The organism is Yaniella halotolerans DSM 15476 (genome assembly GCF_000420805.1).
GTDB lineage: Bacteria > Actinomycetota > Actinomycetes > Actinomycetales > Micrococcaceae > Yaniella > Yaniella halotolerans.
Genome location: NZ_ATVQ01000001.1, coordinates 1,340,043 through 1,365,293, shown reverse-complemented (window position 1 = coordinate 1,365,293; position 25,251 = coordinate 1,340,043). Strand labels below are relative to the sequence as shown.

The following is a 25,251-nucleotide window of genomic DNA, read 5'->3' as shown; positions in this document are numbered from 1 at the left end:
AGCGCACATTCCACATACCTCAGGAGCACAACATGAACAACGCATCACGCACGTCGCGGCGCCTGGCCTTCACCGGCCTGGCTGCGGCCTCCGCACTCGTCCTTGCCGCTTGCGGCGGATCCGATGATACTGCCGAAGGCCCCACCGCCGGTGACGACGGCACCACCACCCTGACCGTTGGCGCAACACCTGTCCCGCATGGTCAGATCCTAGAATTTGTTTCAGAAGAGCTCGGCGAGGAAGCGAACCTGGAGATCGAGGTCGTGGAATTCGACGACTTCCAGCTGCCAAACCGTCAGATGGACGAAGGCAATCTCGATGCCAACTACTTCCAACACGTGCCGTTTCTAGAACAGCAGATCGAAGACCACGGCTATGAGATCTCGCACGGCGACGGTGTCCACATCGAACCGTATGCCATGTTCTCCAGCCAGCATGACGACGCTGAAAGCATCAGCGAAGGCGCCACCATCGGTATCACCTCGGATGCGGGTAACCAGCCCCGTGCCCTGATGCTGCTTGAAGAAGCCGGTCTCCTCGAAGATATCGACGGCGAATCAGCTGCCCTGACCCTCACCGAGGAACAAAACCCCATGAACCTGGAGTTCGAAGAGAACCCACCGGAGATCCTGGCACAGGTGGTTGACGACTCAGCGATCGATGCCGCGATCATCAACGGCAACTATTTCTTGGAAGCCGGACTCGACGTCAGCGACGCGATTGTTGTAGAAGAAGCCGAAGACTCTCCCTACGCCAACATCCTGGCCTGGAACTCTTCCAACGACGACAACGAAGCAATCCAAAAACTCGATGAACTACTGCACTCCGAAGAGGTAGCCGACTACATCAAAGAAAACTGGCCCGAAGGTGAAATCATTCCGGCCGGAGACACCGACGAAGAATAGTCTCGGTCAGCTCTAGCCTGAACTGCGCGGCGTCCTACCACTACCCGGGGGACGCCGCGCAATTTCTTCTTGCCCAAGTGCTGTTTCCTTCGCTGTCTACAGTCCCTAGAGTTACTGCATGGGACACAATTACCTCAAGAGCATCAGTATCGGCATCGCGGCCGGGGCAGCCACTGCGGCCAGCATCATAGCGGGGCGCAAGGTAGTTACCACCGCAAAAATGAGCCAGGGCCACCCGCTTAAACACCGATTGTTAGACATCAGTTCAAATCTGCTGCAGCCGAAGTATCCGCTCGAGGCCATGAGCACTTACCTCAATGGCTTTCATTTCTACGCCGATGATCTGGGACGCCAAGTGGAGGCCACACATTTTTGTATCCACCTACGCCACGATCTACATCAGTGCGTGATTTTCGACAGCAATGAACCGGATGCACGTCTCATCGGGATTGAATACATCATTAGCGAAGATCGCTTTCAAGCACTGCCCGAGGAGGAAAAGCATCTCTGGCACAGCCACCACTACGAAGTGAAATCCGGTTCCCTTATAGCCCCGGGTGTGCCAGAGCTCGCCGAGCATGCCTACTTCGAAGATCTCGTTACGACGCACGGCAAAACCTTCCACACGTGGCAATATGATCGCGATGATTTCCCGTACGGAATCCCGCAGCTCATGATGGGTTTCACCGCAGACGGGCAGCTTCGCGAAGACTTGATTCAAGATCGAGACGACCGACTGGGTATTTCGACCTCGACCAAGCGGAAGAATCGGGCAGACATCCCGACCCCGTATGTCCATCCGGGGGCGAATTCTTGGGAGGGCGGCCAGACCGCCCAAACCGAACTGCACCACATGGAAATGCCGCGCTAGTGCCTCACCGTGAGAGTTTCCGTAGCCGGGTCGCAGTTTTCGTAGCGCGTAGAGGTGCTGTGAACTAGCGATTCATACGGTCTATTTGCATTTCGAGTTCGTTGACCCGCTGCTTCAGCTCGTCAATCTCAGTCCGATCGGCACTACCCCGAGACGATGGCATCGAACGTCCAGTAATGCTTCCTACCACCATCACAAGCCCCCACATGATGATGGCAACGATGGCGATCCAGGCAAACCAAGGGATACTTTCCATGTTATTCCTTCCGAATCACAAGGCCCGATACCTTGTGTGCTAAGTATAGTGCGCCACGGTCACCGCCAACTACCCAACTGTGGGCAAGACCCAGACCCATGGCGTTTAATGGGGGTATGACTTTGCATGATTTAGTAGCCCCGTACGAATTTCTTCTCGGCGAGTGGGTCGGACATGGCCACGGACACTACCCGACGATTGAAGATTTTCATTACCGCGAAACGCTGACCTTCACTGCGACCGAAGGCAAACCGTTTTTGACCTACGTCCAAAAAACAACCAACCACGATGGCGTTCCAATGCACACCGAGGTTGGTTATTTGCGGCCCCAGGAAGGCGGCCATATTGAGTTTGTGATCGCACAACCGACCGGACAGACCGAGCTGCTAGAAGGCACCGCGACGGTCAATGACGACCAGAGCCTGACGATGGTGCTCGGCTATTCGGTGGTTTCGAATACCAGCACGGCCAAGTTCGTGGAGCAAACGATGCGCCATTATGTGTTCAACACGGACCGCAGTGCGGTCTATACCGAATACGATATGGCGGCCGAAGGTGAGCAGATGCAGCAACACCTCTCCAGCGAACTGCACAAAGCTGTACCGGATGCCTGACCTAGAGGTCTTCGAGCATCCACACTTCGGTCACGTAGTAGGCCGGTTCTTCGTATGGGTGCGCTGCAATCGCTGCTTCGACCACAGATCGGGCGATCTCTCGCGGAGCCAGTACCTCGATTTTGTGTTCGGGAACATCGGCCGGTACGTCTTCGGCACCGATCGTCGGGTTGGATCCGCGCAGCGGCGTGAAACGTCCAACTCCGGTGGTCGACCATGATGCGCCACGATAGTTACCCAGTTGCCCGGCGCCCGCATCAGCTAGCGCGTTACGCACGGTTTCTGCATTGCTCATCGGTACGTAGATGCTGATCTGTACCCACTGTGATGCAACCATTATTTCAACGATTTTCCGGCAGAGCCTAGGTTCTGGCAGGCTTCAACCACACGAGCGGCCATATTGGCTTCGGCGGCCTTACCCCACGCACGTGGATCGTATTTGGACTTGTCACCGACGTTGCCGTCAATCTTCAGCACACCGTCATAGTTTTCAAACATGTGGGTGGCAACCGGCCGGCTAAACGCATACTGAGTGTCGGTATCGACGTTCATCTTGATCACACCGTAGGACACGGCATCCGAGATATCCTGCTCGGAGGATCCGGAACCACCGTGGAAGACTAGATCAAATGGACGGTCCTGGCCGATCTCAGCACCAACGGCGTCCTGAATTTCTTTCAGGAGTCCCGGACGCAGCTCAACGCCACCTGGCTTGTACACACCGTGCACATTTCCGAAGGTTAGCGCGGTAATGTACCGGCCGTTTTCGCCGGTGCCCAGAGCTTTGACAGTGGCTAGACCATCATCGACGGTTGAGTAGAGCTTGTCATCAATTTCAGCCGCGTAGCCGTCTTCTTCACCGCCGACGACGCCAACTTCAATTTCCAGAATCTGCTTATTGAAGGCGGTGCGTTCCAGCAGCTGTTCGGCAATACGGAGATTCTCCGGCACAGTTTCTGCTGAACCGTCCCACATATGTGACTGGAAGATCGGATCGCGTCCAGCCTTGACCTCGGCGGCTGAGGCATCCATGAGCGGGATAACCCAGTTATCGAGTTTGTCGCGCATAGCGTGGTCGGTATGCAGCGCGATGCGGACACCGTAGTTCTTGGCGACTTCGCGAGCAAAGGCTGCAAAAGCCAGTGAACCGGTCACCATGTCCTCAATATTGGAGCCGGAGAAGTATTTTGCCCCGCCATTGGAAACTTGAATGATGCCGTCTGATTCTGCTTCTGCGAATCCGCGCAGTGCGGCGTTGAGTGTCTGAGAACTGGTGACGTTAATCGCAGGATACGCGTACCCGCCGGTTTTCGCGGCGTCGATCATCTCGGCGTACTGGTCTGGGGTGGCAAATGCCATGAAAGCTCCTTGGATATGAAACTTAGAACTATGGTTAGTCTAGCGAAGTCAACCGCCGTGTTGTCGGACCCAGGCGTGCATGGCAATACCAGCGGCACTGCCCGCGTTAATAGAGCGTGTTGATCCGTACTGAACGATCGATAATGTGGCTTTGGCAGCCGCGTGAATTTCTTCGGAGAGCCCGGGGCCTTCTTGTCCGAACACCATGACGCATGCAGCTGGGAAATCGAAGGTCTCGATTGGCACCGAATCGTCGAATAAGTCGACCCCGAGCACCGGCAGATTTTCCACGTCCGCCCAGGTCACAAAGTCCTCGACGGTTGGATGGTGGTGGACATGCATGTACTTATCGGTCACCATAGCGCCGCGCCGATTCCAGCGACGACGCCCGATGATGTGTACACCGGCCACGTTGAACGCGTTGGCGGTCCGTACCACGGTGCCGATGTTGAAGTCGTGCTGCCAGTTTTCAATGGCGATGTGCAGTGGGTGGCGCCGGGTATCCAAATCTGCGACGATCGCTTCGACCGTCCAATACCGGTAGTGATCAGCGACGTTGCGACGGTCGCCTTCAGCCAACAGGGTCTCATCCCATTGGTCGCCTACGGGCCACTCCCCCTCCCAGGGGCCGACGCCAACCTCGCGGTCTTCCCAGCTGGGTTCGCGGTGCTCAGTCGTCATTGCTTGTCGTTCAACACCCGGGCTGCACCTGCTGTCACAGCTGTAGACACCAGAACAGCTGGCCAAGCACCCAATTTTTTCGCCAGCGGATGCGAAAGCCCAAATGCGCCGACGTAAATCGTGGACAGCAGAGCAGAGGTGCCCGGTCCAGATGAGCGACGCCACCGCTTACCGGCAGCGATGCCGCAAGCGCCAAGCACGAGGCCAGCGAGCGGACGTTGCTTTGTTATGCGACCGGTCAGGTAACCGCCGAGCATGCCGGCGACAACCAAACCTGCCGTAGGTTCAGGAGGTGTTTTAGCCATGAATGGTCCTTTCGTTGAAAACTTTGGCGAACGAATCGGGGCTCGAAGTTAGTCGAGACCGAGATCGTTCTTTGAAAACGCGTAGAGGTATGGCACACCGGCTTGCTCTGCCACGTGTTCAGCCGCACCGGTGTCCCGATCCACGATCACAGCGACCGCCTGGATATCACCGCCGGCGTTGCGAACGCCTTCAACGGCTGTCAACGCTGAGCCACCGGTGGTTGAGGTGTCTTCAAGAATGACCACTTTGCGGCCGTCGACACCGGGACCTTCAACCTGGCGTGAAAGACCGTGAGTTTTCTGTGTTTTACGCACCACAAAAGCATCGATAGCGCGATCGCCAGCGGCATGCATCACGGCGGTACCCACCGGATCAGCGCCCATGGTCAAGCCACCAGCTGCTTCGAAATCGATACCGGCTTCGTCGAGCAGGCCCAGCATGACCCGACCCACAAGTGGTGCGGCTTCATGGTGGAGCGTAATACGACGTAGGTCAATGTAATAGTCGGCTTCTTTGCCCGAGGAAAGCGTCACTTTGCCGTGGACCACAGCAAGTTCGCGAATGAGTTCAGCCAGGCGTGCACGGTCTGCAGTCAGATCTTGGGTCATACCCCTATCCTACGTTGCCCCGATGCACAGACCCTCATGGTTGCAATCCGCAAACGCCGAGACGCGCTCAGGTACAGTACGGAGGAGAAGTTTTATACGACAGTCACGAAAAGGAACCTTCATGTCGATCAAAACCTTGGGCAAATTCGCCGCCATTGCCGCTGCGGCCGGTCTCACGCTGACCGCATGCGCTGATGACTCGGTCAGCCAGGCTCGTGACCAGGAAGAAACCTGCGGTCTGATCATGGGTGCGGAGACGAAGGCCAATGAAGGCATCCAGCAGGCAGGTATGGTTATGCAACAGGGTGGCGAAGGGAACGCATCCCAGGCCATCGAATCAGCTGCCTTGGACATTCGCAACCACTCATATGACCGCTCTGATGACCAGGTCAATCCAGACACCGGCGAAACCATTCCACTGCGCACCGCTTTACAAGTCCACGCTGCCTACCTCGATGAAATGGGCGACACCATCGACGAGGGCATGCAGGCTATGCAAGACTTCGACCCCGACTCATTCGAAGCCGAAGGCACCAGCTTGACCGAAGCCCTCGACACGATCAACGGCTACTGCTCGTCCTTCGCTCAGCAGCAGATGCAGGGCCAGGGTCAGGGCCAGATGCCACAGCAGCAGATGCCTCAACAGGGCCTGCCAGAAGAAGAAGCTCCAGCACCTGAAGAAGAAGCTCCAGCACCTGAAGAAGACGGCGACGAATAATTCGACGCTTACTCTTCCCCGTCATTGGCGGGATTTTTCTTGTCGGCTGCGGTGATTCCGCAGCCGATGAGGCGTGTGCACAACTTCAAGCCTACGAGTCCGATGTGGTCGAGGCCGATGAAAACGACGCTAACGAAGTGCTCACCGAGACCTACGCCGAGCTGAACGACCTGGCTGAGGCAACCGACGGCGAACTCGGCGAGGCCCTCACCAAACTGCAACCCTTATTTCTGCAGTTAGAAGGCCTAACCGGCACCGACGAAACGGCAGCCACCGAAGCTCAAGAAACGGTATCCGAGTTGTCAGAAGAGGAACTCGAAGATATCGATGAGGCTGCCGACTACGTGAACGAAACCTGTGATCTTTCAGTATTGCTGTAAGTTTTCCACACCTCGCCAAGGCAACCCGGACGGCCAGGTAGGCTTGTCAGTATGAAATTTGCGACTTGGAATGTGAATTCGTTGCGCGCCCGAGCTGATCGGGTAGAAGACTGGCTAGACGCTACTGACGCCGATGTTCTGACCATTCAAGAAACGAAATGCCGGGATGAAAACTTTCCCTGGGGTCTCTTCGAGATGGCCGGCTATCAAGTAGCCCACTTTGGGTTCTCTCAGTGGAACGGGGTGGCCATCGCTTCACGCGTTGGGTTAGAAGATGTGGAATATGGTTTTGAGGGCCAGCCCGAGTTCGGCAAAAACGGAGTCGATCCACAGGTTGAAGCCCGTGCCATTTCTGCCACCGTTGGCACCAAGAAAACTGACGTCGAGCCCTTCCGGCTCCACAGCCTCTATATCCCCAACGGTCGATCCTTAGAAGATGAGCACATGGAGTATAAGCTCCGGTTCCTCAACGCCCTGCACACCCATGTCACCTCCGACATGACTAACACCACCAGGGTCGCTCTGACCGGAGACTGGAATGTGGCACCCTACGACGAAGACGTCTGGGACATGGAGCTGTTCATCGAAGAAGGCCTGACCCACGTCTCCGAGCCAGAACGTACCGCCTTCCGTGCGTTCGAAGATGCCGGTCTTGTTGACATTGTCCGCCCCCGTCACCCAGGCCCAGAGACTTATACCTACTGGGACTATCAGCGTCTGCGTTTCCCGAAAAATGAGGGCATGCGGATCGATTTCATCCTCGCCTCACCGCATCTAGCGAACGACGTGACGGATGCGTGGATTGACCGCGAAGAACGCAAAGGCAAGGGCCCCTCTGACCACGTGCCGGTGGTAGCCCAGCTGGGATAGGACACACGATGAAGCACCTGGCGTTTCTGCGTATTTACCAACCGCTGGAGAAACTTCCAGAGCGGATCCAGAACCTCGCCCAGGATGCCACGAAGCTTTCGCGTGCCGATATTGAAGCCGAAGCCGCCGAACGACTCAATCGTCGGCTTCGGCCCGAAGCAGACTCAACATTTCCCGGTACATCGGATCCACCCATCGTCCGAGTCCTTGAAATGACGGATCCCTTCGGGCAAGTCCAACAATTTTTTCATGTCGAGTATCTCGCGCGCGCAGCGTTTGAATCTACGACGATTCGCCGGAAATACTTCGACGACGAGCTGTATCAACGCTTAGTGCCACAACACCAGCTCGATACGTTCGAAAAAATCTCCGAGCTCCAAGCCGATGCCGGACTCATCAGCCGCCCCATCTCCAACTTCTTTATGGACTTATGGTCGGTACCTCCACAGTGGCTCGCCATGTTTGGCGGTCCTGACGAACCACACGGCCTCAATACAGTCACCGAGGATGTCGTCGACGGCACCACCGTGATCCGGCGGATTCGAGAAACTAACTCGATCATGTCTCGCCTCGGGCATCTGACGATCCTGATGCATCATTACGGGCCTGAAGGTCCCAAGCACCCGTACAACAAAAATCTGCACGCGATGCAGAACTGGATTCGAAACTTCCACAGAGTTGGCAGTGTGGAGGGCCTGGTGGAACTGGATTACGGTGCCCTCAGCAAGTACGCCTGGCCGGATACCGCAGGACGGTTCCTCGAAGAAGGCCACGACGTATTGCAACGCATCTACCGGCTCGAGGACGAGATGGAGATGGAAGATCCCGAAAACTACACCGGGCTGCCCCCGGCTATGCTAGAACAAGCTGCCGACATCATGCGCCGCAAATATCAGGCAGCCCTAGATGTTTGGGACAGCATCCAACGCTACGAATACGCTAACTAGCCCACCCGAAGACGAAAGGCCGACATGCAACGCGAGATCATTGACACCCTGAATGCCGTAGCCGATATCGACTTAGACTCAGAGATCGTCCGGCGGGTAAATTTTATGGTCGACTATCTGCATCACACCCGAGCCAACGGACTGGTTTTAGGTATTTCGGGTGGAGTTGATTCCACCGTTGCTGGGCGTCTCTGCCAAATGGCGGTAGAACAATATCGCCGAGTCAACCCGGATTGGGAAGGCCGCTTCTACGGAGTTCAACTCCCCTACCACGTCCAAGCTGACGCCGATGATGCCCAAGCTGCCATGGATTTCATCGCACCGGACCGTGCCATCAACCTCCAAATCGGGTCCGCCACCGATGCTCTGTCGGATGCCTTCAACGACGCCCTCGGCGAGCGCACCAGCGATTACAATCTCGGAAACGTCAAAGCCCGCATGCGAATGGTCGCCCAGTATGCGGTTGCGGGGCATTACAACGCCCTGGTGGTCGGCAGTGACCAAGCAGCGGAATCACTCACCGGATTCTTCACGAAATTCGGTGACGGGTCAGCCGACATCATGCCGTTGTCCGGGCTCACCAAGACCCAGGTGCGCGATATGGGCACCCGACTTGGGGCTGAGTCACGGCTCGTCGATAAGGTCCCCACCGCAGATCTCCTCACCGATAACCCCGGTCGCACCGACGAGGATGAACTGGGCATCTCCTACGGCGATATCGATGCTTTCCTGGAGGGCAAGGATATCGACGATGAGGCAGCCGCCAAACTCGCATCCACCTATCAGCGGTCGAAACACAAACGTCGGATGCCAGTTACACCCTTTGATACGTGGTGGTACTAGGCCGGATCAGTGGCGCTGGTCTTCTAGGACGGCCTGTGCGGCCCAAGCCCCAGGCATTCCGTGAACACCAGCACCCGGTGGAGTCGCAGCCGAACACATATATAAGCCAGGCACGCCCATTCGGTACGGCTCAAGCGTGAGACCGCCACGCAGCAGCGACTGAAAACCCGTCATTGAGCCACCGGCAATGTCGCCACCGACAAGGTTCGGGTTCCACTGTTCCAGAGCAGCTGGATCCCAAATTTTCTTATCCAAGATCGTGCTACCAAATCCGGGTGCGAACCGTTCGAGTTGTCCCTGAATTGCATCGGCGACGTATTCGCGGTCAGAAGCTGCCGGCCGGTACCCGTTGGGGACGTGGGTATACGTCCACAAAACATGTTTACCCTCCGGAGCACGGCACGGATCAGCGACCTGTGGCTGTCCCACCATCACAAATGGGCGGTCCGGGATCCTTCCGGCATTGACTTGGGCTTCGGCCAGGCGGATTTCGGCAGCCTGACCACCAAGGTGCACGGTGGTGGCCTTGCCGACGCGCTGATCGGCCCACGGTACCGGACCGTCCAGCAGCCAATCGACCTTGTACACGCCTGGACCATAACGCCAGCGCTGGAGTCTATGCACCGTCGATTCAGGAAGCTGGCTCAGCTGTTTGCCGCGCATAACCAGGGCTTGTGAGGGCGTGATGTCCAACAGCGTGACGCGCGCCGCCGGCAGATCATCGATATTGGTGACCTCTTGGCCGGTGTGAATTTCTCCGCCGTGAGCTGTAATCACCTGGGCTAACGCGTTGACGAGCGCCCCGGTGCCACCCTTGACGACTGGCCATCCACGCGTCATACCGAGGGCAGAAAACAGTACGCCAAATGTTGAAGTAAATGGATGCCCCAGCGGTGTACTGGCATGAGCCGCAGAACCGGTGAAGAGCGCCCGTGCGGGTTCTTCACGAAATGCTGTTCGCACAAACCAGGTGGATGGCGGCGTTGAGAGCAGCCCGAATTGTGCCATTTTGACCGGATGATCAGGGAACCGCAACAGGGGCCGCAGAATCGCATCCATGTAGTCATCGATCGAGTTGACGATGCCGCGGTGAATGAGCCGCCACGCAATCTGATCGTTGCCCAAACTGCGTGCCGTCTTTCGTACGTCGCGGTGCAAAATCGCAGCGGGTGCATCATCGAATGGGTGGGCCATCGGATACTCGGAATGCAACCATTCCAACCCATACTCTTCGAGCCCAAGGTATCGAAAGATCGGGGATGCTGCACCAAAGGGGTGGGAGGCCGCACCCAAATCGACAATCGAGCCATCCCCGAAAACATCTGCAGATGCGGCGGCACCACCGATCGCGGTATTGCGTTCAAAGATGCGTACGTGCCAGCCGGCCCTAGCCAGCATGGCTGCTGCGGTAAGCCCATTTGGCCCGGAGCCCACAATATTTGCTTGTGGTCGAGCCGTGATAGACATGGTGGTTCCTCAGACGTTACCGGGTGTGATGCCGAGCAGTTATTCTGCCCTAATGTATCTTAACCAGCCCAGCTAAGGCACTTTATATGTGCGCGTTCGTAAGCGCTTTTAACCACATGGCGCGCCTGCTTACTCTTCGATGATTTCATGACGACCATCCGCTGGAACGACCCGTTTGCGTCGAGTGCTGGCATCGACGATGACAGTAATGATCAACCAGGCGACCCCACCAACCATGAGAATTAGCCCGATCATGTCGATGTTGACTGCTTGAATTTCAACGTTCACAGCAAAGTAGAGAATGGCTCCAATGACCATCAGTGCAACTGCTCCACCGTATTTCATAACCATGCTCCTTCGACGATGCGGGTTTATAAAAATTATCCCAGCCGCATTCTGTCCTGGAAACCTTAGGCGCACGATGTGGTCCAAGCCTGGCAGCTCGAGCTCGCTGTTTCTTAGCGGGAGCGCTCCGAAGCCCTGTCTAATTGGGCGATGTGGTCTTCGTGTAGTTCAAGCTGTGCCCCGGCGATCAGCGCCCCCAGTTGATCAACGACACGTGCCGAGGCGATCGGCGCGGTCACACCTTTAGCTCGCAACCAGGCCAAGGCCACCGAAGCCGGTGCGGCATCAACGTCATCAGCAACGTTGACCAGGGTTCCTACGAGCGCCAGCCCGTCCTCATTGGCGTATTTTGCCAGCATGCCTGCACGGTCTACGCCTTGAAAGTCTTCCAGTGCGCGGTATTTTCCGGTTAAGAGACCCGCGGCCAGAGCATAATAGGGGAAGACAGCCAAGTTGTGTTGTTCAGCCACCCGACCATAGCCTTCAGTGCCTTCGACCTCGCCGCGGTGGGCCAGTGAATAGTTGGGCTGGATGGCAGCGGGAACGGTGAGACCTTCGGCTTTTGCTGCGGCAATCCACGCGTGTTGGCGCTGCGGGCTGAGATTCGACATACCTACGTGGCCCACTTTGCCGTCTTGGACCAGACGGTCGAAGGTTCGGGCTAACTGCTGGGCAGTCTGCGTTTCGTCATCGTGATGTGCGTAGTAGAGATCAACGCGATCGGTTTGCAAACGTTCTAGGGAGCTATCCAGCGCGGCACGGACGTTGTCTTGTGATAAACCGAGTTGCGGCTCCCAAGCACCGACTTTTGTCGCGAGAAAAACCTTGTCCCGGTTGCGGCGAGCGCTGAAATAGTTGCCAAGCACCGTTTCTGATTCCCCACCCTTGTTGCCCGGTACCCATGCGGAGTAGAGATCTGCTGTATCGACGTGGGCTCCTCCGGCATCGATAAACGCATCAAGTACTTCAAACGATTCATTTTCGTCCGAGGTCCAGCCGAATGAGTTTCCTCCGAGCACCAGAGGTAAATCCGGGTTGATCAATTGTTTGTTCGTCATAAACGCCTTTCGTCACCGTGACTCGTGTTGTGTCAGTTCCATCCAGGCTAACTGCAGAACGTATGTGGTGCGGTGACGGGCTTCACCAATTTTCAAAACGGGCGCCGTGGTCTTAAGCTAAACGAACGTCAGATTTCAAAAGGAGCGGACCGGAATGTCTATCAAGCGGCAGTTGCCAAATCCGAAGGAACTTCGTGAATTGTTGAAGTTCAAGAAACCTGAGCTCGACTCGGTGAAGCGCCGGCTCAATAAAGCACTGACCATCGATGACCTGCGTCGCATTGCCAAGCGCAGAACGCCGAAAGCTCCATTCGACTACACCGATGGGTCTGCAGAGGGAGAGATTTCCTATGCTCGCGCTCGTCAGGCGTTCGAAGACATCGAGTTCCACCCGGAGATTTTGAAACCGGCCACCGAGATTGACACGTCCGTCCAAATTCTCGGGGCTCCCAGCGCCCTGCCATTCGGCATTGCACCGACCGGTTTCTCACGCATGATGCAGACCGAGGGCGAAGTTGCCGGAGCCTCTGCGGCAGGTGCAGCGGGGATCCCGTTCACGTTATCGACGCTGGGGACCGTTTCTATTGAAGAAGTAAAGTCTGTCAATCCGCAGGGTCGCAATTGGTTCCAGTTGTACGTGATGAAAGATCGCGAAATGTCGTACAGCCTGGTTGAGCGCGCAGCGTCTGCTGGATTCGATACGTTGTTTTTCACCGTGGACACTCCGATTGCTGGCAACCGGATGCGCGATACCCGCAATGGTTTCTCGATCCCTCCGCAACTGACCGCCAAGACGGTGCTGGATGCTATCCCGCGGCCCGAGTGGTGGATCAACTTCTTGACGACCCCGCAATTAGAGTTTGCGTCCTTGGCCAATACCGGTGGTACGGTTTCTGATCTCATCGGACAGGTTTTTGATCCAACGATTTCCGAAGCCGATCTGAAGATCATCCGCGAACTGTGGCCAGGCAATATTGTGGTCAAGGGCGTGCAAACCGTTGCGGATGCGCAGCGGATGGTTGATGCGGGAGTCGACGGCATCGTGCTGTCGAACCACGGTGGTCGTCAGCTGGATCGTGCACCAGTGCCGTTTCATCTGTTGCCCGAGGTCGTCAGTGCCGTCGGGCAGCACACCACCATCATGCTGGATACCGGTGTCACGAATGGCGCCGATGTGGTGGCAGCCCATGCCCTCGGAGCAGATTTCGTGCTCGTTGGGCGTGCCTGGTTGTACGGTTTAATGGCCGGTGGACGTGCAGGGGTGGACAAGATGATTGAGATCATGGACTCCGAAATCCGTCGCACCATGGGCCTGCTCGGTGCAAGCAATGTCGCTGAGCTCAATCCAGACCACGTCACGCAATTTGCACGCCTCGCACCGCGCAACACCACGCTTTCAACCAAACACTAAGGGAGGGTTCCACTATGGCAACATGGCTCATCACGGGCTGCTCAACCGGTCTCGGAAGGGCATTGGCCGAACACGTTCTGCAAACCGGGCACAACGCTGTTATTACTGCACGGGATGCCGACGCCCTGACTGATCTTGCCGAAGCGTATCCGGACACGGCGCTGGCATTACCGCTAGACGTCCGATTTGCTGACCAAATTCAGACGGTTGTCGCTGCCGCCCAGGACCGTTTCGACGGCATCGATGTGCTCGTCAACAACGCCGGCTATGGGTACCGTTCCGCGGTGGAAGAAGGCGAGACGGATGCGATCAAACAGATGTTCGAAACCAACTACTACGGCCCGGTCAACATGATCAACGCCGTCCTACCGGGTATGCGGCACCGCAGCAGAGGCATGATCATCAATATCTCGTCGATTGCTGGTCAACGTACCGCACCCGGTTCCGGGTATTATGCAGCAACCAAGGCAGCGCTGGAATCTACCTCCGAAGCACTGCGACAAGAAGTTGAGCCCCTGGGAATTCGTGTCGCCATTGTGCAGCCCGGAGGCTTCCGGACAGACTTTGCTGGGCGTTCTCTCCACCAGTCAGCCGAGCCGCTCGAGGTCTACGCAGAGACCGCGGGGAAGCGTCGCAAGGAGCACGACACCATCGATGGTCGTCAGGCGGGCGATCCGGCAAAAGCGGCCCGTGCCATTATGACGCTGGCAGAAGCCGAGCAGCCACCGATGCGGTTGATTCTTGGTCGTGAGGCGTTGCAGCTAGCTGAAGTGGACCTCAATCAACAGTTAGACGATCTCATGGATTGGGAGTCCGTGAGTCTCAGTACGGATTTCCCACAGACCGAAGCCTAGCTGTTGCTCGGTGTCTTACTGCGGGATACTGAGAGCTTCGCTGCCATACTGCTTTGTACTTTGACAAACATCAGCAGGGCACCAAGGACTCCGAGTGTTCCCAGGGCTGCGCCAACAAGAACATCGTGCGGATAGTGGTGGCCTGCCAGAACGCGGGACACACCTTCAAGGATGGCTAGCGGGAACGCCAGGTATGCCATCCACGGCAGGGCGAACGCCAACCCCATGGCCAGGCCGAAAGCTATCACCGTGTGGTTGGAGGGGTACGAGAAATCTTCAAGCGGCGGGCAGTTACTAACGGTCTCATACACATTGCACGGTCTCACGTTTCCGTAGCCGTCCTTCAGGAAGACGTTGATGACGTACACCAACGTCGTCGCGACGCCGCCGAAGACCAAGCGAACAAATGGGATGTTGTCTTTGGTCACCCAGGTCCGTACGAGCGTTCCGAGATAGACAATGACCAGAGCTAGCATCACTACGGTAGAAGCGATATAGCCGGTGTCGCCCAATGACTCGATGGTCATGGTTTCATAGAGTTCTGCACTCCACGGTGGAACTTCGATGAGTGCGCCGATGACCGCTGCTACCAGCAGCCAGATCAACACCGGCCCTACGATCTGTCTTGTCTTACCCAAAGTGTCCTCACACATTCACACCAGTCACAACCCGCCATCCGGCGAGACCTTATCGTCATTACTCTAACGGTGTGAGCAGAAAACTACCGATTTTCTACTAGCTACCAGCGCAATGTGTGAGGAGCAAGACTCTTCCACCCCAACATCACGTTATCCACACTTGATCGAACACGGCACCTGGGCTCCAACACTGACTTCTACGCTGAGATACGCCAGCCAACCCTCTCCTACCGCTGAGGTGTCTCATGTTTCGAAAACTTCTCCGTCTCGTGGCTCTACCGGTCGTTTTCGGCCTGCTGTTTCTCACAGCGTGTGGTCCTGGTGAGTCCACCGGCGAAAGTTGTCTGCGCTTCGAGGTTCTTCGAGTCGAGCTTGAGGCGTTTGAAAACAATCCACCGAGCGACCCGGAGGAACGCTTCCAAACTGCAGAAGCCATTGCGGGCGGATTCGACATCATTCGCGATAGCACCCGAAACCCTGAACTGGCCGAAGGTGCCGACGCACTCTCGGAACTGTACTGGACGGCCCTGCAGGTCCAATACGACAACGTACTGTTCGGCCCCGACCAAATCATCGCTGAAGTGGTCGACCAGGTCGGCGTCGAACGCGCGGAATCCGCCAACCTCACCTATGAACGAATCTGTGGTGCGTTCTAACGCCACTGCTACATACTGCTGGTGCCTACATCCATGGCCAGCAGTACGCGATCGACAGTGCACTGACCATCACGCCAAGGATCACATCACAGGGTCGCAGTCGAATAGGCCGGTACACCGTCCGCGGATGCAATCCGAAGCCACGGGATTCCAGTGACGTAGCTATTCGTTCTGAACGTCTCAGCGTCACGATCAACACGGTGAAGACCAGTCGCCTTGCCTCTGTGAAGGTGAGTTTTGGTTTCCCGCTGCGCGAGCGGCGAGCGCCTCCGGCGCGCATCAATTGCGCCGCACGAATGGTCTGCCATTCACGTGGTAGACCGAGCAACAGCTGGTAACCGGCGAGGATCGCAAACGTCATGGATGCTGGTAGTTTCAGGTTCTGGTTCAAGGACCGCATCAGCTCAACCGGGTCCGTCGACGTCAAAAACAGTATTGAGGCCACCCCGATCACCAGGGTTCTTCCGGCCAAAGCCGCACCAATCCAAACCCCGTCTTCGGGTCGAGTCAGCACGTTGACCAAGAACAACCCAGAACCAAATGCAAGGAACGGGATATGCGCCATGACAAGCCACTTCGGTGGAACGTTTCCGACGGTCAAAGCCACGATCACCAAGACGACCCACAGTATGGCGGGTCTAACCGGTTCCCACACAAATAACAGTGCCACCGAGATAACGAACAAGCTGATCAATTTGACGGATGGATTCCAGCGGGCCAGCGCGCCGGGCTCGACCAATGTTGAGGGATGTTCGATACTCAACGTCGTCATACCAGTGCCCCTTCCGCCACGGTGAGGATGCGAGTCGCCCATGCCTGAGCTAGCCGCTGATCGTGAGTAATGATGACAACGGCACCGCCGGTCTCGGCATAATCGGCCAGCACGTTCAGCACGGTCGTGGTTGCTGCACGGTCAAGCCCAAAGGTGGGTTCATCGGCAAGCAAGACCGTCGGTGCTTCACCGTGTTTTGCGGCAAGCAATCCCGCAGCAACCGAGAGTCGCCGCTTTTCTCCACCGGACAGTCGAAACGGATTCAGCCCTCCCAGGTGCTCGAGCCCAAATATTGTCTTCAGCTGGTGGACCGAGGCTTCGGTCGCCGGGTTGGGTAGCAGACCAAAACGCAGTTCGTCGTCGACGGAGTGCGTGAGGAACTGGTGTTCCGGATTCTGAAACACCATCACCGGTTGGTCGCCGACCAGGCTACCTTCCCCTTCGATGAGGCCGGCCAACGCCAGAAGTAGCGTCGTTTTTCCGGTGCCGTTGGCCCCCATGACGACAATGCGTTCACCGGGGCGAATATCCAAGCCGACATTGGCAATAACCGGCTGAGCACCTGGTACTGGGCCAACGGTCAGTCCGCGAGCGCTCAACAAAGGTTCGGTTTCAGCCACTGCAGGTGGTGCGAATTCCGGTAGGCATCCGCCCGGGGTCCACACACCATCGGCCTCCAGCTGTTGCGCGTGCTCGACCAACACCTGTCTGGTCGGACCATCTGCTCGAATTTTTCCCTGGTCTATGACGACAGTCCGTTCTGGCAGCCCCGGACCATCTGCCAGTTCATCCAGCCGATGCTCCACCAGGATCAGAGCTCCACTGGTACCCACCAGCTCGGTGAGTACTTGCATGACCGAGGCGACGCCTGCACCGTCGAGCATTGACGTCGGTTCATCGGCAAGTACCACCTGCGGGTGTGCTGCAAGTGCTGCAACGGTCGCCACCCGTTGTACCCAACCGCCGGAGAGGGTTTGTGTACGTTGCCGCAAAAGGTGCTCGGCACCCACAGACTCGAGGAGTTCAACGATGCGTTGCCCAATCTGCAAGGGGTCGACTCCATGATTTTCCAAGGTCAACGCAATTTCGTCTTCGACCAGAGGTAACGTGATGCTGGCGTGGGGATCTTGTGGCACGTTGCCCACGACAGCACTGAGTTCAGCCACTGAGGTAGCCAGCACCGGTGATCCCGCGACCAGGCACTCCCCCGAAACTTCTAAGGGCACCGAGTGCGGGATGACACCGCGGATAGCGTCGAGCAGACTAGATTTTCCGGCGCCGGATGCACCCAGCAACAAAACCTGTTCCCCGGGATACACGGTCAGGTTGATATCTTCTAAGAGCACCCGGCCGCTGCGCGGATCCACGGCTGTGAATCCGCGCAGCTGGATTAGTGGCTCGGTCATCGATGCCTTCCAATGGCGTAGTTATCGACGACACCGGTAGCTTTGATGGCACGGACCAGGAAATAGGCGAGAATACCGCCTAGAATAATGCCGGAACTGCAGTGAATGATCAGACGCAGCACCAGGATATCCTGCCCAAACCAACCGGATCTGATGGCGGTGAACCAGAAGATGAAGAAGGCGCCAAGAAAACCGCTGATCGCATACCGGGAGATGCCAAACCGTTTATACCGACCAATAGCAAACGGCAGTTCTGACCCCAGCCCCTGGAGGAAACCGGATAATAACAAGGTGGGGCCCACCGGCGAACCGAGAAATACGAATTCGATGGTGGCTGCCAGCATCTCTGCCAGGATGCCAGACCCCGCTTTACGTGTGATCGCCACGGCCAAGGGCGCCACGAGTAGCCAACCACCCTGTAAGAAGTGCTGAGCCAGGTCACCTGCCGGCCCCATCACAATGGCAAGCCCGTTCCAAGCTTGCACCAGGGCCCAATAGATGAAACCAAATACCACGCCCAAGACGACCACAAGCACTAGGTCTTTGAGCTGCCACCGCCAGGGACTGTCATAAGGGTTGCGGATTTTCGGTGAGGTGTGTTGGAGTGACCCGGTCATGCTGCATCACCTGCGCGCTGTGCCGATGGGGAGTCCACCGATACCGACACATGGGACACCACGTGGGGCACCTCTTGTCCGACTTTGGCCCACGCATTAACCACGACGCCCAGGATATCGGCCAGGTCACCGCGCAGGATGGTCGCATAGTGTTCGCTGGTGACGGTCACGCCGGAGGCTTTTGCCTGATCGATGGCCGCATAGATCGGATCCATGTGCGCGCTACCGTCATCAGCCAATGGGTATAAGGACCATGCGGCAGCGGCTTCGAGTCCGGTTCTTTCTAGTGTCACGGTTTGCTCGCTCGGTATCTCGCCGGGGATGAGTTCGCACGTCGCTTCACCCGGGCAACCCCGAGAAAACAAGAGATGACTCGTCAGATGCTGCCGATTTGAAGCACGTGAAGCCGAGGCGATCAGCGTTGTGGAGTATTCCGCCAGCCGTTGCGCGGCAGCACCGGTTTTCACCCCGACATAGGTGGATACTTCACCGGTGGAGATTTCTAAACCACCCAGATCTATCTGGTTCTTTGTGGTGTCTAGCGCATCGAGAATAATACGCTCGTAATCGTCACTGTGTGGGTGGACGCTAATGCGCATCCCAATCCCGATTTCTTCAGGCGATAATGTTTGACCACTCACGGTGGTCTCCCTTCCGACCACCGGGTTCTTAGATTTAAGAACTTCGGACCTCTCCCTACGCCAGTATGATCTGGATCAGGTGAATTTCGGGTCTGCGGCATCTCCGCACTCTCAGCACCAGTTTCAGTGCACCCCGGGGTCTATGTGTGCCACCCACCATAGTCCCCGAAAGGACCCTCACGTCAATGTGACGCAATAGGGAGTGCTTCATTGCTATCCGCTACCTGAGGGAGCCAATTAGACTGCACATCGTGCACAGCTCAGTTGAACCGATTGACCGCATGATCCCGTACGGCAGCGAGCACCTCATCGTGCTGATCTTCACCGTCGTCTTAGCTGTGGTCGCTGTCTTGGTGGCACGGCGCATCCGCGGAACCCGTTATGAGAACCAGGCCCTACGGATCTCCGGCTGGGTCATGCTCATGACAACGGTGCTCTGGATTCTGTGGGGCTTCTTACCCGGCAATTGGAATATCGATCAGTCGCTACCGTTGCAGCTCTCTGACGCCGTACGCCTCATTACAGCTATCGCGCTGCTGACGCGTGCCGGCTGGGCCATCGCGATCTCATACTTCTGGGGTTTAACCCTCAATCTGCAGTCGATTATCACCCCGGATCTCAACTATTTCGATTACCCGGTGCTGGAGTTCGTGATGTACTGGTTCCTCCACATCGCGGCCCTCATTGTGCCGATCATTTTTGTGTGGGGGCTCGGCTACCGTCCGACCTGGCGAGGATACGGCATCGCTTACGCGGCGACCTTGCTGTGGGCTGGCACCGCATTCAGCGTCAACACGCTGACCGGCGCAAACTATGGATATTTAAGTCATGCACCCGCGGGCCCCTCAGTCCTAGACGTACTTGGTCCATGGCCGGTCTATATTCTTTGGGAAGCCGTCATCATCGCCGTTGTTTGGGCTCTTATGACGTGGCCGTGGGAAACCCGGGACAGTCGCACCAACACCGCGGTGGTTGGGACAACAGGTACGGTGCGCCGGAATAATCGGCACACGCTCGTGACATGATTGAAGCCCCGGAGTTCAAGACGCCGGGGCTTCAGTGGGGTGGAGTGTGGAGCTTATCGAGCTTCTTCGTTTTCAATAGCTGACGTTGGGTCACCTGGACGGTCACAGGCGTCGTAGATTTTCATGAGATCGCCGTAGGTGTACGGATCATCCAGGGTGGAGACGCCTGGGTCACCTGGAACTTCGCCACTGCAGTCGAAGGATCCAAGACCGGGTACATCCACGGTATTCGCTGAGGTTTCGGTGCTGGAGCTACCCGTGCTGCTGTCCGATCCGGAGCGGTCACAAGCCTCCTGGACTGCTTGAATTTCTTCGTCCGTGTAGTTGCCGTTTGGATCAGTGAATCCTGGGTCACCTGGAACTGGGCCGGCGCAGTTTACGCCACCAACACCAGGGACAGTGACTCGGTCTGAACCCGCGTTCGAATTTGTAGCAGGGCTAGACGCAGGAGATTCAGCTGGCTCAGATGGTGCAGGTTCAGACGGTGTGGCGTCTGGTTCAGGCATCGAGCTACCGCCGCCCGTCATCAGCTCAGCCATGCGCTCTTCCATGTCTTGCTGGGTAGCGATCTGAGAATCTTCGGGGCGCTGCGGAGATTCAGTTGAGCCCCACTCGACGAATTCCATCGACACTTCACCGTCTGAGATTTCAACGATCTTTGGTGCGTCATGGTTCGCTTCGAGCACGAGCTCTTGGCCTTCTTCGTTGCCGGTGTAGACCCAGACATCCTTGTCGTTGCGCACCTCATGGGTGCCTTCATCGGAGATCTCGTCACGGGCAATTGGACTATCGCCAGAATCATCTCCGTCACCTTCCCAGCTCTCCTGCAGGTCAGTGAATAGTGTGCCAATGTCGAAGCCGTCGTCTTCGCTACCGCTCTGTAGTTCGCTGCTGTAGTCCACCCAGGTATCTGAGAACTCTCCAGCAATGTCACTCATTGCCTGCTCTTGTTCAGCAGTGAGTCCCATGCTCTGGCCTTCAATGACGCTAAAAACTGCGTCTGCAGAAAGATACGCTTCGTCTTCTCCAAAGACACGCATCAAGTCTGAGTCACCAAATCCAAGGCCGGTAGCGGAGCCGTCGAGTTCACCATAAATCCGCATCTCGCTGCCGTCATCGCCGAACATTTGTTCAAACACTGCAGCGCTTTGAGGTTCCGCATCTGCGAACGCTTCCATGTCTGCAACAAGCGTGACCGAGCCTGCTTCTTCCATTGACTGCCACATCGACTCTTCGATTTCGGACAGGGCGGGTGCGTCTTCGACATTTGGGCCCATCAAACCGGCACAGCCAGTTAAGGCCAGCAGTGACGCCGAAGCTGTCGCTGTCATAGTGGTGCGAATGCCTTTTTTCATGACTCTCTCCATATTTTCGTTTCGCGTTTCCGCATTTTCGATTAAGAGGATCGGCATACTTTGATATGTACCAACCGCAGGGCCACTGATTCTTCGAGAACCTCTTCGGTGACCTCAAGCAGTGACAACAACGAATGTAGCACGCACCAAAATGGGGTATATCACTTTAAGATCACGGCTTCTTCGGCTAAGTCACCTTAAGGTAAAGATCTTCCAGATGATGCAACTAATTCAGAACCGATGCTCCGGAAATGTCCGGGTATGACTTGGGGATATCCTGCGAACGCTGTAGAAAAATCTCCACGGAGCGAGTTTTTTCAGGATTTACTCGAAATAAAAACTGTTATCTAACTGTGATCTTTAAAGTCCAGATGAAAGCGTCCCAGACGAAAACGAGGCCCTGGGACTGGAACCCAGGGCCTCGCACTCTCATCACTCACACCTTGAAGAGGTATTTATTAGTCTAGGAAACGGTCCTGACCGTGAGCTTTATTTCCTCTCAGAAATAGTCATGAGTTTTCTGTGAAAACGCTAGATACTCCCATTTCACGACTCCGGAAGATCTCCGAACTCCAGGACTAGCCGGCCGCGAATGCCGCCTGCTTCCATGCGACGATGGGCCTCAGGAGCGTTTTCTTTCGGGAGCACATCGGCGACCCGCAAGGTCAGAACGCCGTCTTCAACCTGTTGACGTAGAGCATCGAGCTTGGCCTGCTTGCCGTCGTAGTCGGTCACCCAAATGGAACGAAGCGTGACACCACGTTCGCGTTCACCTTTATCCCCACGGATAGTAATGATGCTGGCGCCGTCTTTGGCTGCCGGCACGATTTCATCGACCTGTACTGCAGCATCGACGATACCGTCCACCCCGTCTGGGCACTTGGACCGGACCTGTTGGGCATATTCTTCACCGCGGGGCAGCACCACATCGGCACCGGCGCTTTTGACGAGCGCCTCGTCGTCTTCGGCCGCGTCGGCCACCACCGTCAGCCCCTCGGCTTTGGCCAGTTGGATGACGTATCCGCCAAGTGTTCCGGCTGCACCGGTGACGGCAAGCACCGCGCCTTTCGGCAGGTTCAACGTGTCGAGTGCCAACCGGGCGGTCAACCCGTTCATCGGCAGAGTTGATGCTTCAACCAGTGAGGCGCCTTTGGGGATGGGCACGACCGAGTCAGCTGATACGGTAACACGTTCCACATACGCACCATGCGAACCGTTGGGAACCAGGAAGGCCATCACCTCATCACCGACCTGCAGACCGGTCTCGGTGTTGTCGTCAATGGCCTCGATAACACCGGCCGCGTCCATACCCGGAACAAACGGGCCCGGTTGATCACTTGTACGAGCACCGGCTCGGCGCATCGTATCGGTAGGACTCACCGCGGCAGCTTGAACGCGAATCAGAACTTCTCCGGGACCTGCCGTAGGTGCGGGAAGCTCGTGAACTGTTAGGACGTCCGGACCACCCGGTGTCTCAAATGCAATAGCTTTCATATCCACGACAGCAGGACAACCAGGTCTTCTATTCCTGTACAAATTAGCAAAGTTTGGCCGCTGCCAAAGCTAAACGTTTTCTGCGCTGAACGGTAATGTGATGGGCACAACACTCGTAGAAGGATCAGTGATGATGCAGTCGAAGACTCCAGCTGAAACCTGGCGTCCCAAGAACCCACAAGATACCGAACTGTTTCGCTTTGCCATCTGGGCAGCCCAACACCGTGGCGCCGATCTGGGGGATCTCTCCGACGGCGCGGGTGTGCCAGACGACCTGTACCGCCGGATCCACCAGTGGTCGATCACGGAGCTCTCCGAGTTCTGGGATGCAGTTCGCACATACTTCGACATCATGGGGATCGGCTTCGAGACTGCTGCGCTCGTCGATGCGACCATGCCGCAGGCCCGCTGGTACCCCAATGCGCAGCTGAACTACGCAGAAAATATTCTCGAACGCACTCGTGACACCGTCGATCAAGATGCTACGGCTGTCCTCACGATCAATGAAGACGACGCCATGGAATCCATTTCGTGGAATCAATTGCGCACCCGTGTCCACGGTCTGGCCGAGCAGCTTCTTGAATTCGGTGTGAAACCTGGTGAACGTGTTGCCGCGGTCTTACCGAATATTGCTGAAGCCATTATCGGAATGCTGGCAACAGCCACCATCGGCGCTATCTGGACAATCAACTCGCCGGATCTTACGCCGACCGCAACCCTGTCACGTCTGCGGCAGTTGGAGCCTAAAGTCCTCATCACTACGGACGGGTACACGTTCAATGGGCGATGGTATGGTCTCGCCGAATTCAACGCTGAATTGACAGCGGGGCTTCCCGGAGTAGAACACCAGCTTGAGATAGCTGATTTCCGTGCCGCCCCGACGGATGGGAACATTGAATACGTGGCCGTCGGGTTTGATCACCCCTTGTGGGTCCTCTTTTCTTCCGGCACCACCGGTAAGCCCAAAGGCCTTGTGCATGGTCACGGCGGCATGCTGCTGGAGTCACTCAAGGGCAAGGTTCTCAATCAAGATCTGTCCATCCACGACCGCTACTACGTCGGTGCCAATACATCATGGATGGTGTGGAATACACTGATCCAAGCCCTGACCTGTGGTGCATCCGTGGTGGTCTACGGAGGTTCGCCGAAGGTCAACGCTGCGGACCGACATTTTGAAATCATCGCCAAAACGGACACCACCCGGTTTGCCGTGGGTGCCCCGTACCTGACGATGGTGGAACGCTCCGGCCTCTCGCCGGCCGAGCGTTGGAACCTCATCGGTTTGAAATCTATTCTCTCGACTGCGGCCCCACTCCCAGAATCAACGTGGCGCTGGGTCCATGAACATGTGCAACCGGATGTCCGGTTGGGATCAGATTCTGGAGGCACTGATATCTGTTCGGGCTTTATCGGGACCAATCCGCTGGAACCCATCCACCTGGGTGAAATTCAGAGCCCACTCCTAGGCGTGGATGTCCGGTCGTTTGATGACGACGGCACCGAGGTCTTCAACGAGGTCGGCGAACTCGTCATCACCCAGCCCATGCCGTCTATGCCCATTTACCTGTGGAACGATCGCGATAATCGGCGGTATCAGGAAACCTATTTCGGACGATTCCCAGCCTCGAAAGAACATCCGTATGGAATTTGGGCTCAGGGTGATTGGGTTATTCAAACCGATCGGGGCAGTTTTATCGTCAAAGGCCGGTCCGATGCGACGCTCAACCGCCAGGGCGTACGCCTGGGCACCGCAGAAATTTACGCCGCACTCGGACCGATCCAAGAAATCGCTGAATCCACGGTCATCGGCGTTGAACGCCCCGACGGTGGGTACTGGATGCCACTATTCGTCCAACTAGCAGACGATGCACAGCTGACGCCTGAGCTCACTGAGCGCATCACGGCTGAGATTCGTTCGAAGGCATCCGCGCGACATGTGCCCGACGAGATCATTGCCGTACAGCAAATCCCACTGACGCACACCGGCAAACGCATCGAAGTGCCACTCAAGCAACTCTTCTCGCAGCACGATGCCGGATCTGCAGTCAACCGGGATGCCATTGCGAATCCCGAAGCGCTGTCAGAGTTTATCAATCTCGCTGAGCAGGTCTCGCCGTCGTCATGAAATGAATGTTGCCCCGGGAACTGGAACCC

At 56.7% G+C, this 25,251-nt stretch carries 29 protein-coding genes and 1 riboswitch; of the genes, 13 read left to right on the top strand and 16 right to left on the bottom strand.

All coding sequences use genetic code 11. The features are described 5' to 3' along the window. Positions 1-32 precede the first annotated feature (32 nt). On the top strand, positions 33-905 hold the full coding sequence (locus G583_RS0106610) for a MetQ/NlpA family ABC transporter substrate-binding protein (protein ID WP_022870403.1): 873 nt from the start codon (positions 33-35) through the stop codon (positions 903-905). Positions 906-1,023: 118 nt separating this feature from the next. Beyond that, the gene (locus tag G583_RS0106605; protein ID WP_022870402.1) at positions 1,024-1,776 is read left to right on the top strand and encodes an OBAP family protein; all 753 of its coding nucleotides are present in this window, start codon (positions 1,024-1,026) and stop codon (positions 1,774-1,776) included. 64 nt (positions 1,777-1,840) lie between these two features. On the opposite strand, the gene G583_RS0106600 is transcribed toward G583_RS0106605, so the two are convergent. Next, positions 1,841-2,032, bottom strand: a complete 192-nt coding sequence (locus tag G583_RS0106600) for a hypothetical protein (protein ID WP_022870401.1) — start codon at positions 2,030-2,032, stop codon at positions 1,841-1,843. Positions 2,033-2,148: 116 nt separating this feature from the next. On the opposite strand from G583_RS0106600, the gene G583_RS0106595 reads away from it, so the two are divergent. Then, entirely contained in the window at positions 2,149-2,646 is a 498-nt protein-coding gene (locus G583_RS0106595; protein WP_029629329.1) for an FABP family protein, read from the top strand. Between the two features lies 1 nt (position 2,647). On the opposite strand, the gene G583_RS0106590 is transcribed toward G583_RS0106595, so the two are convergent. From G583_RS0106590 to pyrE, 5 genes are read right to left on the bottom strand one after another with little or no spacing between them, the layout of a single operon-like run. Beyond that, positions 2,648-2,983, bottom strand: a complete 336-nt coding sequence (locus tag G583_RS0106590) for a hypothetical protein (RefSeq protein ID WP_022870399.1) — start codon at positions 2,981-2,983, stop codon at positions 2,648-2,650. Then, on the bottom strand, positions 2,983-4,005 hold the full coding sequence (gene fbaA / locus G583_RS0106585; RefSeq protein WP_022870398.1) for a class II fructose-bisphosphate aldolase: 1,023 nt from the start codon (positions 4,003-4,005) through the stop codon (positions 2,983-2,985). Before fbaA ends, G583_RS0106590 begins: the two co-directional genes overlap by 1 nt. A 48-nt stretch (positions 4,006-4,053) precedes the next feature. Further along, complete coding sequence (locus G583_RS14785) at positions 4,054-4,686, bottom strand: TrmH family RNA methyltransferase (protein WP_022870397.1); 633 nt, start codon at positions 4,684-4,686, stop codon at positions 4,054-4,056. Next, complete coding sequence (locus G583_RS0106575; protein ID WP_022870396.1) at positions 4,683-4,991, bottom strand: hypothetical protein; 309 nt, start codon at positions 4,989-4,991, stop codon at positions 4,683-4,685. The genes G583_RS14785 and G583_RS0106575 overlap by 4 nt, the downstream gene beginning before the upstream one ends. A gap of 48 nt (positions 4,992-5,039) precedes the next feature. Next, a complete protein-coding gene (pyrE, locus tag G583_RS0106570) occupies positions 5,040-5,600 on the bottom strand; it encodes an orotate phosphoribosyltransferase (protein WP_022870395.1) in 561 nt (186 codons plus the stop codon). 121 nt (positions 5,601-5,721) lie between these two features. Here pyrE and G583_RS0106565 point away from each other — a divergent pair, with 121 nt between their 5' ends. The 5 genes from G583_RS0106565 to nadE all read left to right on the top strand — a co-directional run bounded on the left by G583_RS0106565 (position 5,722) and on the right by nadE (position 9,358). Then, positions 5,722-6,318: a hypothetical protein gene (locus tag G583_RS0106565; protein WP_022870394.1), complete on the top strand. Its 597-nt coding sequence runs from the start codon at positions 5,722-5,724 to the stop codon at positions 6,316-6,318. A 104-nt stretch (positions 6,319-6,422) separates the two neighbouring features. After that, a complete protein-coding gene (locus tag G583_RS0106560; protein ID WP_022870393.1) occupies positions 6,423-6,698 on the top strand; it encodes a hypothetical protein in 276 nt (91 codons plus the stop codon). 51 nt (positions 6,699-6,749) lie between these two features. After that, positions 6,750-7,568, top strand: a complete 819-nt coding sequence (locus G583_RS0106555; RefSeq protein WP_022870392.1) for an exodeoxyribonuclease III — start codon at positions 6,750-6,752, stop codon at positions 7,566-7,568. A gap of 8 nt (positions 7,569-7,576) precedes the next feature. Beyond that, a complete protein-coding gene (locus tag G583_RS0106550) occupies positions 7,577-8,515 on the top strand; it encodes a hypothetical protein (protein WP_022870391.1) in 939 nt (312 codons plus the stop codon). A gap of 24 nt (positions 8,516-8,539) precedes the next feature. Continuing rightward, complete coding sequence (gene nadE, locus G583_RS0106545; RefSeq protein ID WP_022870390.1) at positions 8,540-9,358, top strand: ammonia-dependent NAD(+) synthetase; 819 nt, start codon at positions 8,540-8,542, stop codon at positions 9,356-9,358. Between the two features lie 6 nt (positions 9,359-9,364). Here the strand turns inward: nadE and G583_RS0106540 are convergent, their stop codons facing one another. The 3 genes from G583_RS0106540 to G583_RS0106530 form a co-directional block, all read right to left on the bottom strand. Further along, entirely contained in the window at positions 9,365-10,825 is a 1,461-nt protein-coding gene (locus G583_RS0106540) for a phytoene desaturase family protein (protein ID WP_022870389.1), read from the bottom strand. A gap of 129 nt (positions 10,826-10,954) precedes the next feature. Next, the gene (locus tag G583_RS14780; protein WP_022870388.1) at positions 10,955-11,170 is read right to left on the bottom strand and encodes a DUF6458 family protein; all 216 of its coding nucleotides are present in this window, start codon (positions 11,168-11,170) and stop codon (positions 10,955-10,957) included. A gap of 113 nt (positions 11,171-11,283) precedes the next feature. Next, a complete protein-coding gene (locus G583_RS0106530; protein ID WP_022870387.1) occupies positions 11,284-12,228 on the bottom strand; it encodes an aldo/keto reductase in 945 nt (314 codons plus the stop codon). 154 nt (positions 12,229-12,382) lie between these two features. Here G583_RS0106530 and G583_RS0106525 point away from each other — a divergent pair, with 154 nt between their 5' ends. Continuing rightward, positions 12,383-13,639, top strand: coding sequence for an alpha-hydroxy acid oxidase (locus tag G583_RS0106525; RefSeq protein ID WP_022870386.1), 1,257 nt, complete (start codon positions 12,383-12,385; stop codon positions 13,637-13,639). 14 nt (positions 13,640-13,653) lie between these two features. Beyond that, positions 13,654-14,493 (top strand): oxidoreductase, encoded by an 840-nt coding sequence (locus tag G583_RS0106520; protein WP_022870385.1) that lies wholly within the window; start codon positions 13,654-13,656, stop codon positions 14,491-14,493. Here the strand turns inward: G583_RS0106520 and G583_RS16305 are convergent. Then, positions 14,490-15,131 (bottom strand): phosphatase PAP2 family protein, encoded by a 642-nt coding sequence (locus tag G583_RS16305; RefSeq protein ID WP_169558771.1) that lies wholly within the window; start codon positions 15,129-15,131, stop codon positions 14,490-14,492. The two genes, G583_RS0106520 and G583_RS16305, sit on opposite strands and share 4 nt — an antisense overlap. Positions 15,132-15,376: 245 nt before the next feature. Between G583_RS16305 and G583_RS0106510 the strand changes: the two genes are divergently transcribed. Continuing rightward, positions 15,377-15,787: a hypothetical protein gene (locus G583_RS0106510; protein WP_022870383.1), complete on the top strand. Its 411-nt coding sequence runs from the start codon at positions 15,377-15,379 to the stop codon at positions 15,785-15,787. 25 nt (positions 15,788-15,812) lie between these two features. On the opposite strand, the gene G583_RS0106505 is transcribed toward G583_RS0106510, so the two are convergent. Genes G583_RS0106505 through G583_RS0106490 form a run of 4 tightly spaced genes read right to left on the bottom strand, consistent with a single transcriptional unit; the run spans position 15,813 to position 19,223 of the window. After that, positions 15,813-16,559, bottom strand: coding sequence for an energy-coupling factor transporter transmembrane component T family protein (locus G583_RS0106505; protein ID WP_022870382.1), 747 nt, complete (start codon positions 16,557-16,559; stop codon positions 15,813-15,815). Further along, positions 16,556-17,965, bottom strand: a complete 1,410-nt coding sequence (locus G583_RS14770) for an ABC transporter ATP-binding protein (protein ID WP_022870381.1) — start codon at positions 17,963-17,965, stop codon at positions 16,556-16,558. The genes G583_RS0106505 and G583_RS14770 overlap by 4 nt, the downstream gene beginning before the upstream one ends. Further along, a complete protein-coding gene (locus G583_RS14765) occupies positions 17,962-18,582 on the bottom strand; it encodes an ECF transporter S component (protein ID WP_022870380.1) in 621 nt (206 codons plus the stop codon). The genes G583_RS14770 and G583_RS14765 overlap by 4 nt, the downstream gene beginning before the upstream one ends. Next, complete coding sequence (locus G583_RS0106490) at positions 18,579-19,223, bottom strand: YkoF family thiamine/hydroxymethylpyrimidine-binding protein (RefSeq protein WP_022870379.1); 645 nt, start codon at positions 19,221-19,223, stop codon at positions 18,579-18,581. The genes G583_RS14765 and G583_RS0106490 overlap by 4 nt, the downstream gene beginning before the upstream one ends. Before the next feature lie 34 nt (positions 19,224-19,257). Further along, positions 19,258-19,369: riboswitch (TPP riboswitch) on the bottom strand. Between the two features lie 105 nt (positions 19,370-19,474). On the opposite strand from G583_RS0106490, the gene G583_RS0106485 reads away from it, so the two are divergent. Further along, positions 19,475-20,248 carry a YwaF family protein gene (locus G583_RS0106485; protein WP_022870378.1) on the top strand — a complete coding sequence of 258 codons (774 nt, stop codon included), beginning with the start codon at positions 19,475-19,477 and terminating at the stop codon, positions 20,246-20,248. 53 nt (positions 20,249-20,301) lie between these two features. Here the strand turns inward: G583_RS0106485 and G583_RS0106480 are convergent, their stop codons facing one another. Together G583_RS0106480 and G583_RS0106475 are read right to left on the bottom strand one after the other, a co-directional pair. Next, entirely contained in the window at positions 20,302-21,603 is a 1,302-nt protein-coding gene (locus G583_RS0106480; RefSeq protein ID WP_022870377.1) for a hypothetical protein, read from the bottom strand. Positions 21,604-22,149: 546 nt separating this feature from the next. Continuing rightward, the gene (locus G583_RS0106475; protein WP_022870376.1) at positions 22,150-23,097 is read right to left on the bottom strand and encodes a quinone oxidoreductase family protein; all 948 of its coding nucleotides are present in this window, start codon (positions 23,095-23,097) and stop codon (positions 22,150-22,152) included. Positions 23,098-23,227: 130 nt separating this feature from the next. Between G583_RS0106475 and G583_RS14760 the strand changes: the two genes are divergently transcribed. Then, positions 23,228-25,222 (top strand): acetoacetate--CoA ligase, encoded by a 1,995-nt coding sequence (locus tag G583_RS14760; protein ID WP_022870375.1) that lies wholly within the window; start codon positions 23,228-23,230, stop codon positions 25,220-25,222. Positions 25,223-25,251 lie beyond the last annotated feature (29 nt).

Bases quoted from the DNA above. Each gene is read 5' to 3' on its own strand.
- G583_RS0106510 (WP_022870383.1), top strand. From the start codon at position 15,377: ATGTTTCGAAAACTTCTCCGTCTCGTGGCTCTACCGGTCGTTTTCGGC.
- G583_RS14760 (WP_022870375.1), top strand. From the start codon at position 23,228: ATGATGCAGTCGAAGACTCCAGCTGAAACCTGGCGTCCCAAGAACCCA.
- G583_RS0106610 (WP_022870403.1), top strand. From the start codon at position 33: ATGAACAACGCATCACGCACGTCGCGGCGCCTGGCCTTCACCGGCCTG.
- G583_RS0106530 (WP_022870387.1), bottom strand. From the start codon at position 12,228: ATGACGAACAAACAATTGATCAACCCGGATTTACCTCTGGTGCTCGGA.
- G583_RS0106505 (WP_022870382.1), bottom strand. From the start codon at position 16,559: ATGACGACGTTGAGTATCGAACATCCCTCAACATTGGTCGAGCCCGGC.
- G583_RS0106480 (WP_022870377.1), bottom strand. From the start codon at position 21,603: ATGAAAAAAGGCATTCGCACCACTATGACAGCGACAGCTTCGGCGTCA.
- G583_RS14780 (WP_022870388.1), bottom strand. From the start codon at position 11,170: ATGAAATACGGTGGAGCAGTTGCACTGATGGTCATTGGAGCCATTCTC.
- G583_RS0106550 (WP_022870391.1), top strand. From the start codon at position 7,577: ATGAAGCACCTGGCGTTTCTGCGTATTTACCAACCGCTGGAGAAACTT.
- G583_RS0106595 (WP_029629329.1), top strand. From the start codon at position 2,149: ATGACTTTGCATGATTTAGTAGCCCCGTACGAATTTCTTCTCGGCGAG.
- G583_RS14765 (WP_022870380.1), bottom strand. From the start codon at position 18,582: ATGACCGGGTCACTCCAACACACCTCACCGAAAATCCGCAACCCTTAT.
- G583_RS0106525 (WP_022870386.1), top strand. From the start codon at position 12,383: ATGTCTATCAAGCGGCAGTTGCCAAATCCGAAGGAACTTCGTGAATTG.
- G583_RS0106565 (WP_022870394.1), top strand. From the start codon at position 5,722: ATGTCGATCAAAACCTTGGGCAAATTCGCCGCCATTGCCGCTGCGGCC.
- fbaA (WP_022870398.1), bottom strand. From the start codon at position 4,005: ATGGCATTTGCCACCCCAGACCAGTACGCCGAGATGATCGACGCCGCG.
- G583_RS0106520 (WP_022870385.1), top strand. From the start codon at position 13,654: ATGGCAACATGGCTCATCACGGGCTGCTCAACCGGTCTCGGAAGGGCA.
- G583_RS0106605 (WP_022870402.1), top strand. From the start codon at position 1,024: ATGGGACACAATTACCTCAAGAGCATCAGTATCGGCATCGCGGCCGGG.
- G583_RS0106575 (WP_022870396.1), bottom strand. From the start codon at position 4,991: ATGGCTAAAACACCTCCTGAACCTACGGCAGGTTTGGTTGTCGCCGGC.
- G583_RS0106540 (WP_022870389.1), bottom strand. From the start codon at position 10,825: ATGTCTATCACGGCTCGACCACAAGCAAATATTGTGGGCTCCGGGCCA.
- G583_RS14785 (WP_022870397.1), bottom strand. From the start codon at position 4,686: ATGACGACTGAGCACCGCGAACCCAGCTGGGAAGACCGCGAGGTTGGC.
- G583_RS0106590 (WP_022870399.1), bottom strand. From the start codon at position 2,983: ATGGTTGCATCACAGTGGGTACAGATCAGCATCTACGTACCGATGAGC.
- nadE (WP_022870390.1), top strand. From the start codon at position 8,540: ATGCAACGCGAGATCATTGACACCCTGAATGCCGTAGCCGATATCGAC.
- G583_RS0106475 (WP_022870376.1), bottom strand. From the start codon at position 23,097: ATGAAAGCTATTGCATTTGAGACACCGGGTGGTCCGGACGTCCTAACA.
- G583_RS0106600 (WP_022870401.1), bottom strand. From the start codon at position 2,032: ATGGAAAGTATCCCTTGGTTTGCCTGGATCGCCATCGTTGCCATCATC.
- G583_RS14770 (WP_022870381.1), bottom strand. From the start codon at position 17,965: ATGACCGAGCCACTAATCCAGCTGCGCGGATTCACAGCCGTGGATCCG.
- G583_RS0106555 (WP_022870392.1), top strand. From the start codon at position 6,750: ATGAAATTTGCGACTTGGAATGTGAATTCGTTGCGCGCCCGAGCTGAT.
- pyrE (WP_022870395.1), bottom strand. From the start codon at position 5,600: ATGACCCAAGATCTGACTGCAGACCGTGCACGCCTGGCTGAACTCATT.